Source organism: Leptospira stimsonii (assembly GCF_003545885.1).
Taxonomy (GTDB): domain Bacteria; phylum Spirochaetota; class Leptospiria; order Leptospirales; family Leptospiraceae; genus Leptospira; species Leptospira stimsonii.
The window spans coordinates 1-13015 of record NZ_QHCT01000014.1 but is presented as its reverse complement, the minus strand read 5'-3'; the positions used below and the strand labels follow the sequence as shown (position 1 = coordinate 13015).

The 13015-nt window shown below is 41.8% G+C and carries 10 protein-coding genes and 1 pseudogene; 5 read left to right on the top strand and 6 right to left on the bottom strand.

Annotated elements, in window-relative coordinates:
• Positions 1-112: 112 nt before the first annotated feature.
• A complete protein-coding gene (locus DLM75_RS23010) occupies positions 113-1762 on the top strand; it encodes an ArnT family glycosyltransferase (protein ID WP_118970856.1) in 1650 nt (549 codons plus the stop codon).
• On the opposite strand, the gene DLM75_RS23005 is transcribed toward DLM75_RS23010, so the two are convergent.
• Positions 1753-2712, bottom strand: coding sequence for a glycosyltransferase family 2 protein (locus DLM75_RS23005; RefSeq protein ID WP_118970855.1), 960 nt, complete (start codon positions 2710-2712; stop codon positions 1753-1755). The genes DLM75_RS23010 and DLM75_RS23005 overlap by 10 nt on opposite strands.
• Positions 2713-2907: 195 nt before the next feature.
• Here DLM75_RS23005 and DLM75_RS23000 point away from each other — a divergent pair, with 195 nt between their 5' ends.
• The gene (locus tag DLM75_RS23000; protein ID WP_118970854.1) at positions 2908-4014 is read left to right on the top strand and encodes a CehA/McbA family metallohydrolase domain-containing protein; all 1107 of its coding nucleotides are present in this window, start codon (positions 2908-2910) and stop codon (positions 4012-4014) included.
• Between the two features lie 27 nt (positions 4015-4041).
• Here DLM75_RS23000 and DLM75_RS22995 read toward each other — a convergent pair whose 3' ends face one another.
• The 3 genes from DLM75_RS22995 to DLM75_RS22985 form a co-directional block, all read right to left on the bottom strand.
• Positions 4042-4428 (bottom strand): hypothetical protein, encoded by a 387-nt coding sequence (locus DLM75_RS22995; protein ID WP_118970853.1) that lies wholly within the window; start codon positions 4426-4428, stop codon positions 4042-4044.
• Positions 4429-4616: 188 nt separating this feature from the next.
• Positions 4617-4802 (bottom strand): hypothetical protein, encoded by a 186-nt coding sequence (locus tag DLM75_RS22990; protein WP_118970852.1) that lies wholly within the window; start codon positions 4800-4802, stop codon positions 4617-4619.
• Positions 4799-5680, bottom strand: coding sequence for an SDR family oxidoreductase (locus DLM75_RS22985; protein WP_118970851.1), 882 nt, complete (start codon positions 5678-5680; stop codon positions 4799-4801). The genes DLM75_RS22990 and DLM75_RS22985 overlap by 4 nt, the downstream gene beginning before the upstream one ends.
• 134 nt (positions 5681-5814) lie before the next feature.
• Here DLM75_RS22985 and DLM75_RS22980 point away from each other — a divergent pair, with 134 nt between their 5' ends.
• Positions 5815-6765 carry a helix-turn-helix transcriptional regulator gene (locus DLM75_RS22980; protein ID WP_118970850.1) on the top strand — a complete coding sequence of 317 codons (951 nt, stop codon included), beginning with the start codon at positions 5815-5817 and terminating at the stop codon, positions 6763-6765.
• On the opposite strand, the gene DLM75_RS22975 is transcribed toward DLM75_RS22980, so the two are convergent.
• Positions 6750-8666 carry an adenylate/guanylate cyclase domain-containing protein gene (locus tag DLM75_RS22975; RefSeq protein WP_118970849.1) on the bottom strand — a complete coding sequence of 639 codons (1917 nt, stop codon included), beginning with the start codon at positions 8664-8666 and terminating at the stop codon, positions 6750-6752. The genes DLM75_RS22980 and DLM75_RS22975 overlap by 16 nt on opposite strands.
• Positions 8667-9175: 509 nt before the next feature.
• On the opposite strand from DLM75_RS22975, the gene DLM75_RS22970 reads away from it, so the two are divergent.
• On the top strand, positions 9176-9970 hold the full coding sequence (locus tag DLM75_RS22970; RefSeq protein ID WP_118970903.1) for a dienelactone hydrolase family protein: 795 nt from the start codon (positions 9176-9178) through the stop codon (positions 9968-9970).
• An 86-nt stretch (positions 9971-10056) separates the two neighbouring features.
• Here DLM75_RS22970 and DLM75_RS22965 read toward each other — a convergent pair whose 3' ends face one another.
• Positions 10057-11778, bottom strand: coding sequence for an alpha-glucosidase (locus tag DLM75_RS22965; protein ID WP_118970848.1), 1722 nt, complete (start codon positions 11776-11778; stop codon positions 10057-10059).
• A gap of 182 nt (positions 11779-11960) precedes the next feature.
• Between DLM75_RS22965 and DLM75_RS22960 the strand changes: the two are divergent.
• Positions 11961-12819, top strand: a pseudogene (locus DLM75_RS22960) (hypothetical protein).
• Positions 12820-13015 lie beyond the last annotated feature (196 nt).

Sequence of the window (13015 nt, the reverse complement as noted above, 5' to 3'; positions counted from 1 at the left end):
TCTGGTCGTTCTCACCGAAATGTCTCGGGAATGTAATACGAATCAAACCGAACCACCCTAACATACGCAGACTTCTAACGGGAAATAAACCCGAAACTTTAATAGGAAACGTATGCGATTTGAAAACCGGGCCTTTTGGATTCTTTTACTGATATATTCTGTTTTCCTAATTTTCGGACTTGGTTCTTTTCCGCTCATCGATTGGGACGAGAATATCTACGGCTCAGCCTCCAAAAGTATGTTTCAAACAGGGGATTATTTTAGAATCAAGGTGAACCAGCAAGCGTTCACGGAAAAACCTCCCTTCTACTTCTGGCTTACTTCGATTTTCTATCACATCTTTGGAATCGGAGAATTCGCCGCTCGTATGCCTTCCGTATTGAGTGGAATCCTTTCCTTTATCGCGATTTATTTCTTTGGTAAAAAAATTCTTTCCGAAAAATTCGGCCTCGCCTGGGCGCTCCTCTATTCCTCTTCTCTATTACCTTTGATTCTTTCGAGAACAGCTTATATCGACCATCTATTCAACACATTTCTCTTTTTGTCGGTCGTCTGCATTTATCTCTACGACGTAGAAGCGGAACTTAAGAATCGAACTCGCTTCCTTTATTTGATCCTAGGCGCGTTCGTTATGGGACTCGCAACTTTGACAAAAGGACCTCTCGGAATCGGAATCCCCATTCTTTCCTTTATCACGATGAGAATCCTTCAAAAAAAATATTCGATTTCCGTTTGGGAAACCGCGATCGCAGGATTCGTCTGCGTTTTAACGATCGGTTCTTACTATTTTACGGACTATTTACTTCACGGAGATGAATTCATCTTAGGCTTCTTAGAATTTCAAAGGAAACTACTAACAAAATCGTTAGAGTCGCATACGGGTCCTTGGTTTTATCATTTCTTAGTCGCGTTAGTCGGCTTTTTCCCCTGGACGCCGTTCTTATTCGGGTATGGCTTAAAAGAAAATCGAAACCTTAGAGAGAACGATCAACTCAAAGGCCTCTTTCTTTTCTTTCTATCCTGGACAATTCTTGTGCTTGTTATTTTTTCAATTGTACAAACAAAATTGCCGCATTATTCCTCTTCCATTTACTTCCCTCTTTCTTTTTTTGCGGCGTATCTATTCTGCGAACAAAAAAATATCAGAACGTCGATTAAGATTCTATTTTATACTTTCGGATTTTCCTTCTTCGTTCTTTTTATTTCACTTCCTTGGATTCTTAAATTTACTCTGCAAAGTAGCGATTTTATTCAGGCGTTCGGTGGCGGACATTCCTTCGAAATCGATACACTTTCATTCTTACCGGCTTTCATTTTTATTCTCGGCTTTATCGCAAGTGCCTATATGCTTCATCAAATTCCGTTTTCATCGAAGTTTGTTTCATCTCTGATTCCGCTTTGGCTCTCGATGATAGGGTTTGTAATTTCACTTTCGATTTTTATCGCACCAAAAGTGATAGAGACACTACAAGGAAGAATTCTTAGATTATCGGATATCGCCTGGAAAGAAAAAGGCGACTTGGTATTCTACAAGTATCTTTCCTTTTATCCGTTCTTCTATCGCGACAAACCGATCTTCATCATCGGAAGTTACAAATTTCAAGACGATGAGTCCTTGTTAACAAATTCGCGAACTCAAAAGACGTTTCTTCTCACGAATAGAAACAGCATCTTGGAACTGAGTTATCTCTATCCTAAGATCAGAGTGGAGTTGGTGGCGAGCGAGGGAAACTTAGTTCTACTCAAAGTCATTTATCTTTGATCGGATCCTTTCCATTTTAGAATCTGAAGTTCGAAATTGAATCTTTGGATTTTCGAAACCGTATGCAGGATCAAACCGATCGAAAGATTGATCAGTGAAATGATCATTAGGCCTGTAGCAAGAATAGCCAAAGGTACGTGATAAACGAATTTGAATTTTAGATAATCATAAATCGCCGGGAAACCGAATAACACGGAAAATGCGAAAGAACAGAAGGACAAAAATCCGAAAAAATGCATCGGCTTGTAATCCTTAAAAATCCAAAGAATGTTTTTTACGACCGAGTAGCCGTCCCGAATCGTATTCAATTTTGAGACACTTCCCGCTGGACGATCCGAGTAACGAACCGGAACTTCTAAAATGGAAAGTCGCTTATCAAGCGCGTGTAAAGTCATCTCTATTTCCAATTCAAACCCCTTGGAAAGAATCGGATAGTGACGAACAAAACGATCGGAAAAAATCCGGTAACCGCTCATCGCATCCTTAAGTTGAACGGCAAAAAGGAAATTGATCAATCGGATCACGAGATAATTTCCGAAAGAATGGAATCTCCTTTTGTTCTCCGTTTCATAGATTCCATCGCTCAATCGATCTCCTACTACCATATCGAAATCTCCGATCTCTCGAGCTTTCAGCAACTTCTGAATTTCATTCGCCGGATAAGTCATATCGGCATCCGCCATGACGTAAACATCGGCCTGAACGTTTGAAAAACCTTTTCTGACTGCGTTAGCCTTTCCCTGTTTCGGCTCAAAAAGAATTCTACCCCGTATTTTATGTTTTCTGAATGTTTCTTCGGCGATAGCCGAGGTCTTATCCTTTGAATTATTATCGATCACGACGAATTCCGCATTCGGAAGTTCTTTAAAAAAGGAAAGAATCGTCTCTCGAATCGTAACCTCTTCGTTATACGCAGGTAACAAAACCGCAATTTTATTCTGATTTGACATACTCTAATTTCATTTCCAATAAGATCGAATCATTTCGGAAAAAGGATTCGAAGCATCGGCGCAAAAAGAGAAGGAGGACACAATTCATTTTCGAATGATACAAATTACAATTTCTTAATTTTCCGTAACCAAAAGGAAATATAAGAAGTGAAAATATGATTTTTTATACCGAAGGAAAATCTCAAATGCCAATCGATGAAAAAGATTTTCGAAAGAACCCTTCTTTCTCTTCTATTTTTGTTATGCGTATTCGTTTGTTTCAATGTTTTTACATACTTTTCGTTTCGATCCGATCATGATGAGCTACTTTCAAATCACTCCGAGACGATTATCGATCCCTATCGAAAAAAACTGCAACTCAAATGGCAGAAAGCGTCTTTTCACAATCATACGAACGAAGTATGGTACACTCCCGGAAGAAATAGCGTGGAAGAAATTCAAAACGCATATGTTAAACACGGATATAAAATTCTTAGCTTCTCCGATTATGAGAGAATCACCCTACCTAAAAATCCAAAACTCACTCTACTTCCGGCATTCGAATGGGGAACAAATTTAAGGAAGAGACATCTATTGGTATTGGGAGCGAGTAAGGCGGAATCCGATCCGTTTCCATTCTATGCTTCGATCTCAAACATCCAATGGGTGATCGATCGCTTTAGCGAGGAAGGTAACTTCGTTACGATCAATCATCCCAAACTCAACTTTAGTTTTTCCGATGAGATGCTCCGGACCCTCCAACGGTACGACGCAATCGAGATTTTTAGTCCTTTCGGAGATCATCTCGAACTCTGGGACAAATTATTAAGCGAAGAAAGATTTCCGTTTTGTATGGCTTCGGACGACCTCCACTATCTTCCAAAGGATGAATATGAAATGGCGAAGGCGGATTCGAAGATAACCATGCGGGACATTGTTTCCCTCTTATATCGACCCGAGGGGCAATCCTTGACGCGTTACGTGTTGATAAATACGGAAACACTCGAACCGAAAAATATCTTAGCCTCTTTAAAATCGGGAAATTATGTCTGTGTTAAAAAACACGATCGCATTTTAAAGGATCCGGTCCTCGTCGACTTAGGGATCAGAGATAAGAATAAAGTTTACTTCGTCTTCGATGAAAAAGCGATTCATGTTCAGTTGATCGGAAAAAATGGGAAGGTTCTCGGAGATCTCTTCAACTTGAAGGAGGGGTTTTTTCAAATCCCTCCTTCAGAATCCTATGTAAGACTTCAGATATATTTCCCAACTTCGGTCGTCTTGAGCAATGCGTTTCTTCGTAGAGTTCAATCGAAGTTGTAAACGAGTATCTTTGAATTCAAACCGAAATTAAGCCGACCTTTTATCCACGACCCAACCGATTGAGAAAGCTACGATTAGGATCGTAAGATATCGAAATCCGATTTGAACGAAATAGTCGGAGACGCTCATTTTGGACATCGGAAGCAAAATCAAGAAGTCCAACCCCCAATTGATTGCAAGCCAGAGAATTCCAGTGATAAAAAGAATGGATAACGTTCTTCCTGAGATTTTCACAGCGAGCAAAGAAAGTAAGACGCTTCCAGTGAGATTGCCTACGAGAATCATAACCGTCTTAAACAAAAACATGTCGGTCAGGAGTTTCCCATCCCTTGAGTGAAACGGAATCGCAACGGCAAAAGGAATCAGCCAGACTAAAAAACCGTAACTCAAAATTCTTACTAAATACTGTTTCATTTATTTCTCCTTATGAATCATCTAAAGTTCGAAAACAAATCGTAGAATTTAAGAACTCTTTCAAAAGTCTTCATGAATTCAATTCTCATTCTATCCAAAAAGAATCGAACTATTTTGAATATAATCGAAGGAAGATGGGTTCTCCCGGAAGAGATCCCTTTCGGTTACAAGAATCGAATCTTCTAGATTTACAATTCAGTCGATTCCAATTGCAACGCTGGTTCCGATTTTGCCTCCGTCTCGGAAGAGTTGGAAACGGTTCTGGAAAGCGAACCGGGGAAAAGAATTCGTGAAACCATACTCAGAATTCCGGTGGAAACCTCTAAAACATTGGATTCGAGTAAAACTCTATCTTGAGAATATTCAGGTTTCATAATTCTTCTCCGAATTTTTCTTTAAAGTAATTTCCCCAGTGCGGTCGACTTCCATCCAAATCCGTAAAGTCGTATTCTTCCGATAATTTCCAAGTACTCGTCGAAGTTCCCGTTTTTGAAAATACGTTCTTATCAGCGGCGAGCGCGACCACGGCTCGACCGATATAAGCGGGAGTTTCAGAAACGATAAAATGCGGATCCTTTTTTGTCGCGTCCCTCCAATTTTCTTCGCGAACTCCGAAATGATCGAGCATGGCCTCCGACCTCAGAAAACCGGGTGTTAGAGAGAGAGCCGTGATTCCGTACGGCTTTAATTCCTCGGAAATGGAACGGGAAAGATTGATGATAGAAGACTTTATTAAAGTGTAATATAGATTTCCTCGATAACGATAATCGATCCCGTCGGTGATCTCTAAGATTAAACCCGAACGATTTCGAATCATCAAAGGAGCCGCGAAATAATTGGTAATGAGGTGCGATTCCAAACAAGTCCTTTGAACCTTGATTCCGTTTTCCAAAGAATGTTCCCAGAATCGTTCCTCCCAACGAATATAAGGATCTCCTCCCCAAATGTCGTTGACAAGAATATCCAACTTACCCTGCTCAAGATCGATTTTTTGTATGAGTTCGCGAACCTGATCGGAATCCGTATGATCGGTTCTTATCGCAAACGCTTTCCCACCGTTTTTGTGGATCAAATCGACCGTATCTTCAATGGTCTCCGTACGATTCATTTCCGAACGAGACGCTCTCGTGCTTCTTCCCGTAACATAAACGGTAGCACCTACTTCACCTAACGAGATCGCGATGCCCCTTCCTGCACCCCGTGTTCCTCCGGCTACTAAAGCCACCTTACCAGCCAAAATCCTTTCTTTCATTCTATTATCTTACTTGGAGGAAGATGACAAGTTCTGTCATATATCAGGAAGCGATTTCTAAAAACGGATTTTTTTCGATTTTATAAAGAAATACATGACAGATTTTGTCATATTTTTTGTGCTAAGCTTGAATCATGCGCGCGGATCGATTACTTTCCATTCTACTTCAACTCCAAGCAAAGGGAAGAATTTCTTCCAAAGATTTAGCCCGTAAACTCGAGGTTTCGGAAAGAACGATTCACAGGGACATGGAAGCGCTCAGCGCTTCGGGTGTTCCGGTTTTTGCGGAAAGAGGTTCGAAAGGCGGATGGGAATTATCACAGGGTTATAGAACCAATCTTACCGGTATGAAAAAGGAAGAGATCTTTTCGATGATTCTCACGAGTTCCACACGGATCGCTTCCGATCTCGGAAGGAAAAAGGAATTCGATTCCGCATTCATGAAATTTATGGCGTCGCTCCCACCGGCCTATCAAGAAGAAGCCGAGATGATTCGCCAAAGAATTCATATCGACGGCGCGGGTTGGGGAAATTGGAAGGAAGAATTCCCGTTTCTTCCTTTATTGCAGGAAGCCGTTTGGGAGAATCGAAAGGTGATTCTTCGTTACAAGTCGGACGAAGCCTCCAAAAAAAGAATCGTTCTCCCCTTAGGACTTGTAGCCAAAGGGAAGGTTTGGTATCTCATCGCAAAATATGGAAAAGAATTTAGAACCTTTCGTATTTCAAGAATTCTCGAGGCACAACTCGGAGAAACTTTTGAAAGACCGAAAAAATTCGACTTAGAAAAACACTGGCAGGAAAGCACGCAGGAATTCTTCTCGAAACTCCCGTCCTATTCCGTCTCCCTCAAAATCAAAAGCAACGAACTGGAACATTTCAGAAAATTCGCATATAGTTATATATTAGAATACTCTAAAATAGATGACACTTGGATAAGAGCAAGTGTCAATTTCGAAACAAAAGAATGGGCTCTGCATAACATTCTAGGATTCGCGAACAGAGTGATCGTAATCGAACCTAAAGAATTGAGGGAAGCGATTAAAGCTTCCGCGAGCGCCATTCTTGAATCTTATTTGACTTCATAGACACCGATCAGGTTTTCTTTTCCTTTTACCGAAACCTTGCCCAATTCCTGAAACGTATATTTCCGCCGATTTCGTATTTTCTGATAACTTTCATCGGAAAGAAGTATATCCGCTCCATATTCTTTCGTAAGTCCTTCGATTCGAGACGCAAGATTGACGGCGTCCGAGATGACGGTTCCGTCCATCCTCGCCTCTTCTCCGATCGTTCCCAGCATCAAAACACCGGTATGAATTCCGATCCCGATTCGGATCGGATCATAATTTCTTTCCAAACGACTTTGGTTGTGTTCTTCCAGTGTTGATTTCATCTCCTTCGCCGCTTCCACTGCGTCATCGGGAGAATCCGGAAAAAGAGCCATGATCCCGTCTCCTAAATACTTATCCACAAAGCCTCCATGTTTTCGAATGATCGGCCCCATTCTTCCCATATAAGAATTTAAAAAATCGAAGTTATCCTTCGGTGTCATCTTTTCGGAGAGTTGTGTGAAAGATCGTATATCGGAGAAAAGGATCGTCATTTCCTTTTGAGTTTGATCTCCTAATTCAATTTCCGTAATATTCTTTTTCCCGAGAAATTTCAAAAATTCTAAAGGAACAAAACGACTATACGATTGATTCGTTCTCGTTAGATCCGCGGATAAGTTTTCGATCGAGACAAACGCGGAGGAAAACTTCAGCGAAAGCATATAGGACTGGGCGAAAATAAACGAAAAAAGTCCGATCGGAAGATAGTATCCGTGACTGACGAGAGTTTGACTTTGTAGAATATCGTTGATCGCGGCCGCGATCAATGCTAAGACGCCGATCCCGGCGATGATTGCACCATCGCGTTTTCGATATATAAATCTTCCGGACCAGAAGAAGAAGAATGGTATATAAAGAAGTAGAATTCCTTGGTAAGGAAGCAGTGTTAGTGCGAAAATTCTAGTGGGAAAAAACAAAATGATAAGCGAAAAGAAGCCGACGACCGCGGTAGCGATCTTTGTAACCAACGGTGGCATGTCCCCCGGAAAAATACTGTCCATGTATTTCTGAAAAATCGGCCACGCAAGATAAAAAGAAAGATATTCCAACTTGCTTCCGAGCTCCCAAGGTATGTCCGGAAATTTTTGGAGAAGAAATCGTTCTCCGGTAGTGAGTAGACGCACGACGATGACAAAACAAAATAAACCGAAGAACAAACTCGAGTTGTCTTTTCTCCTTAAAGAAAAAAGACCGAAGTGATAGAGGGCCATGATCGCAATACTTCCGAAAAGAAACATCTCGGTCGCGGATCGATTTTCCTTATCGTCCTGTATGCTCTTCCGACTTCCAAGACGAATCGTTTCCCAGATTCCACCTTTAAAATGATGAAAGTTGGAGACTTCGACTTGGATCAAGGCTTCGTTGTTGTCTGTGGGAACGTCTATATATCGCGGAAGATACTGCGGCCTTGAAGTGTTTTCATCGGTTCCGACCACTCCACTTCGGATTAATTTTTTGCCGTTCACCCAAATCGCCGCGGCCGTTCCCACGTCCTGAAAACGCAGTCCAAGAGGGATTTGATTTTCGTTTAACAAAACCTTCAGAGTAAACGTTCCATAACCGTAGGCCGACGCCGAATTGATATCTCCGATCTCCTTATAGGAATTCCAGTTATCGGGAACCGGAACAAAATACGTTTTCGAATCGGGAAGAACCGTGTTCGGCTTGGAAAGAGGAAGTTGTTTCCAGACAAAGGACCATTCCCCGTCCAATTTTACGATTCCGTCGGAGTTGAAATCCCAGTCTCTCAGATCCAAAATTCCTTTTTCGGCGCGAGGAGGAATTTTAGAATTTCCGGACGATCCACAGGCGTTGAATGAGAGGATCCAAAGAACAATACAGAGCAAAGGAAATAATAACTTTCTTCGTTTTAGCATTTCGACCTCGTATGTGATTTCGTTTCATATTTGTAGAATGATGAGTGACGATAAATAATAGGAATTCATTTTCGTTCAAGTCTTTACAATGGACACGAACCATTTTTATCAATTTTTTTCTTCCGGAAGTTTCGCTTTTGTCCTCCTTTCTCAAAAGAAAAGTGAAAAAGATACGCCCTTCGTTATAAAGATTTAAAACGAGACGTCGCGAACCTTTCCAAACGATGAGCCGAAGAGCACAAACGAGAGATCGTTTCGAACTCTTGGGCGTCGCGATTAGAGACAAAAGTGGAAACACGATTTCTAAAACATAACAGATTCTGAATATATTCCGTAGAAAGATGGAAGGCGGAAAAAATGGGACCAATCGAACCGAATCATACGTTCAATAAACGCTTCCCCAACCGCCTTAGATTGGAATGAAACCTACTTTTAATAAGAAGTTGGTTCTAAAATTCATTGCTTTTCCAATAGAAATCTGTCAAAAGAAGAACGAGGTAAATCGATTCATGAAGAAATTCTTAACCTTTTTTGCGGTCTTACAGTTATTCTCCGTTTCCATAGCGGCCAAAACGATTTCGAAGAACATCGTCTATCAAGAGGGAGAAACCACTTTAGAAGGATACATTTCCTATCCTGAGCTCGGTTCTAAAAAGACGGCGCCGGGTATCCTGGTCGTACACGATTGGCTCGGTTTAGGAGAAAATTCCAAAATGCGAGCGGATAAACTTGCCGAGTTAGGTTACGTTGCGTTTGCAGTGGACATCTACGGAAAAGGCATTCGACCCAAAGGTATGGAAGAAGCTTCTAAGTTAGCCGGTCAATTCAAACAAGACCGCAAACTGATGAGAGCTCGAATCACGGCGGCATTAGAAACACTAAAATCGCAACCGGAAGTGGATGCGCAGAATATCGCGGCGATCGGCTATTGTTTCGGCGGAACCGTGGCGTTGGAACTCGCACGAAGCGGGGCGCCGATTAAGGGAACCGTTAGTTTCCATGGTGGATTACAAACCCCTAATACGGAAGACGCGAAGAGTATCGCTGGGAAGGTTCTCGTATTACACGGAGCAGACGATCCTTTCGTAAAAAAAGACGAGGTAGACACGTTTCAGGATGAGATGAGAAAGGCAGGAATCGACTGGCAATTTATTTCTTATGGCGGAGCCGTTCACTCCTTTACAATCAAAGAAGCGGGAAACGACAATTCCAAGGGGGCGGCTTACAACGCAAAGGCGGATCGCCGCTCTTGGAACGAACTACTTTCTTTTTTTAAGGAGATTTTCCCAAAACAGAAAGTGTAAAAAATCAAACGGCTTTCTTCCTTTCGATCCGTTCCGGTTCAAAAGAAAGAAAGCGTTTCCGATGGAAAAAACCGATTTATAGGAGTTTATTTTTTTCTCTTAACTTTCGGTTTTATTACAACCCTCGGAGAATGGTCGTTCTCCAAGATCAAACCGGAACACGGCGGCACCTGAAAGAGATCGAATTCATTGTGATCGTAGACGTGAGTTGAAAAACAATATTTTTTGCAATCCGTCGTATTATTAAAAAGACGTTCTTTTTTTCCAAAGTTAAAAATCACCATTTTCCGTTCTTTGTCGGCTTCTCGAATATAAACGAGCATATCTTTTGGAACACCTTCTTCAAGCAGAGTCAAATTTCCTTCTCTCAATGCCTTACTTTCGTTCCGTAGATGGATGACTTTTCGATATACGCTCAAAAGTGAATCCTTGTCTTCGGATTCAGTGCTTACGTTTCTTGCCTTGTAATTTCCGTGTACTCGAATCCAAGGTTTTGCCTTTTTAGTCGTAAAACCGGCGTTTGGTGAATCATCCCACTGCATCGGAGATCTGGCTCGATCCCGAATGATAATGTCCGCGAGTCCCAGAAATTCGGAAAGTGTATCACCTAACCAGCGATAGATTCTTGCGAGCGGATCTTGGGCTTCGGTGAGTTTGATCGTTTCGTTGGTCATCCCGATTTCCTCACCGTAATATGTGACCGGAACACCTCGAGCGGTAAACTGAAACAGAGCCACCAACTTCCCTTTTTCCAGGTTGTTGTTGATCTTACGCATATACCGTCTTTGATCGTGATTCCCGAAAACATACGTGGGAGTGTATGGAGCCGGATAGATTTCTTCCATCTTCTTGATGATGCCCTTGAAAAAACTCGTCTTGAATTTCAACATCAGGGTTTCGAAAAGAAATATCAGATTCAATCCGTCTCTTTTTTCGCCTAAGTAACGTTTGATGGTATGATCATCCCCGGCGACCTCGCCGACAGCGAAACGATCACCTTCGAATTCGTCGAGGACGGATCTGAGTTCTTTTGCAAATTCGAAGTTGTTCGGGTGATTAACCGTATAAAGTCTTCTCTGAAAGTAACCGTCGTGATCATTCTCGGTTACTAAGTATTTAAAACGAAACGGGTTATCCCGAAAATGTCTGTCTTTGTAAATCGCGTGAAAGATATCCAAACGAAAACCGTCCACGCCCTTTTTTAACCAAAAACGCAAAACGTCGAACATCGCTTTTTTGACTTCCGGGTTATAATAGTTCAAATCCGGCTGGAAATCAAGAAAGCTCGCACAATACCACTGATCCGTTTTTTTATCATACTGCCAAGCATTGGGAGTAACGAACGAACTCCAGTTGTTAGGCGGTTTTCCTTTCCCTTTGCCGTCTTTCCAAATATACCAATCCCTTTTGGGATTGTCCTTACTGGAACGGGATTCTTTAAACCATTCGTGTTCGTCCGAAGTATGGTTCATCACCATGTCGAAGACGATCTTCATTCCTCTTTTATGAACTTCTTTGATTAAGTTCTCCGCGTCCTTGAGAGTTCCGTACTCGGGAGAAATCGAGTAATAGTCGCTAACGTCGTATCCGTGATCTCGTTGAGGACTTTTATATAAGGGAGAAATCCAGAGGGTTTCAAAACCCATATCCTTCAGATAATCTAACTTAGAAATGATCCCGGCGATATCACCGATCCCATCTTCGTTCGTATCCGCAAAGGAACGGGGGTAGATCTGATAAATCGTGGTTGTTTGCCACCATTTGTTTGTTGGAATTGGGGATTTCTTTTTGGATTTTATAGAACTCATATCTCTTCGTCTTTAATGGAATCAAAAATCTTAGAATGGAAGCTGTCAAGACGGTATTCCTTCTAATTCTTTTTGTTGACAAAGAAGAAATTCGGCCTTCTTTAACGAGGAATCCTCTCTTCTACATTCTTGGTTCCAAAAAGAAAGAACGAACCAAAGCATCGCCTACGGAGGAATTCAACATGTCCGACCACTCGAGTCGAATATTACTATTACTGCTTTTGTTCGGAAGTTGTATTTCAGCGCCGAATTATAGACTATCAAACAAAGATCCGCAGATCAACCATACAAGAAAAGCGAACATAATATCCGCCTTCTTCGGCTTAGACAATGCATTGCCGTTACGATCTTTTTTTTTATGGAAGAATGCACCGGGGAAAGACGGAATACCTCTCGTATTTTCGCATGAGATCGATCCGGGAACCCTCGACGCTTCCGATTCTCAAATCCTTACAAAGAAAGGAGAACTGCTTCCCGTTTCCTTTGTTACGTTCCGTCCCGCTTTGGAAGAATACGAACTCAGGACGATTCTTTTGATTGGAGAATTCGGAAATTTTCCGGAGAACGAACCGGTCGAGGTTCGAATTATCAACGACTTAAGAAGCCGAGATGGACAAAACTTTCAAGGACAAAAGATAAGCGTCACTTCCCTGGCGGAAGGACCTTTTCTAAGTTATGCGGAACACTTCGAACTTGGGCACGACTATCCGTACAACGAGACGGGGCGCGGGGCCGATTGTCCCAGATCCAAAACCGTTTCAGTTGTACGAATCGTTTGGTCGGGTGGGGTCAGGGCGACGGATGGAGGAGAACTCGGGTTACGAGAACTCGAGAGGTTCAAAATCAAATTAAAAAACGAAAAGAAAACGGATTCGGTATTCCCCTTTCAAATTGCGGACATCGACGATAACGACAACAATATAGACCTTTGCATCGATCAAAAAGGAATCCCGATCGAAGTAAGTAAAGGAGAATACGGCAATCGACCCGAGAAACGATCCAAACCCTTTTACAAAAATAAAAATCGTAAGTCGATGGTAATTTTTAAAACACCTCTTCCCGAAAGAATCAGCCCCTTAAACGCAAGTTGACTGGATCTTTAAAAAAATCCGTCGTAGTTACGACAATTCTCCTGTAAAAGTCGCCGGCCCCACCCTGATTGTACATCCTGGAACATAGGTAACACTTTAGACCAGAGACATGGGTTACACTTTTAAAGTCTTTGTTACTTTCTTCG

What these genes read in the sequence shown, in the direction of transcription:
- DLM75_RS23010 (WP_118970856.1), top strand. Translation starts at nt 113, where the DNA reads ATGCGATTTGAAAACCGGGCCTTTTGGATTCTTTTACTGATATATTCT.
- DLM75_RS23005 (WP_118970855.1), bottom strand. Translation starts at nt 2,712, where the DNA reads ATGTCAAATCAGAATAAAATTGCGGTTTTGTTACCTGCGTATAACGAA.
- DLM75_RS23000 (WP_118970854.1), top strand. Translation starts at nt 2,908, where the DNA reads ATGAAAAAGATTTTCGAAAGAACCCTTCTTTCTCTTCTATTTTTGTTA.
- DLM75_RS22995 (WP_118970853.1), bottom strand. Translation starts at nt 4,428, where the DNA reads ATGAAACAGTATTTAGTAAGAATTTTGAGTTACGGTTTTTTAGTCTGG.
- DLM75_RS22990 (WP_118970852.1), bottom strand. Translation starts at nt 4,802, where the DNA reads ATGAAACCTGAATATTCTCAAGATAGAGTTTTACTCGAATCCAATGTT.
- DLM75_RS22985 (WP_118970851.1), bottom strand. Translation starts at nt 5,680, where the DNA reads ATGAAAGAAAGGATTTTGGCTGGTAAGGTGGCTTTAGTAGCCGGAGGA.
- DLM75_RS22980 (WP_118970850.1), top strand. Translation starts at nt 5,815, where the DNA reads ATGCGCGCGGATCGATTACTTTCCATTCTACTTCAACTCCAAGCAAAG.
- DLM75_RS22975 (WP_118970849.1), bottom strand. Translation starts at nt 8,666, where the DNA reads ATGCTAAAACGAAGAAAGTTATTATTTCCTTTGCTCTGTATTGTTCTT.
- DLM75_RS22970 (WP_118970903.1), top strand. Translation starts at nt 9,176, where the DNA reads ATGAAGAAATTCTTAACCTTTTTTGCGGTCTTACAGTTATTCTCCGTT.
- DLM75_RS22965 (WP_118970848.1), bottom strand. Translation starts at nt 11,778, where the DNA reads ATGAGTTCTATAAAATCCAAAAAGAAATCCCCAATTCCAACAAACAAA.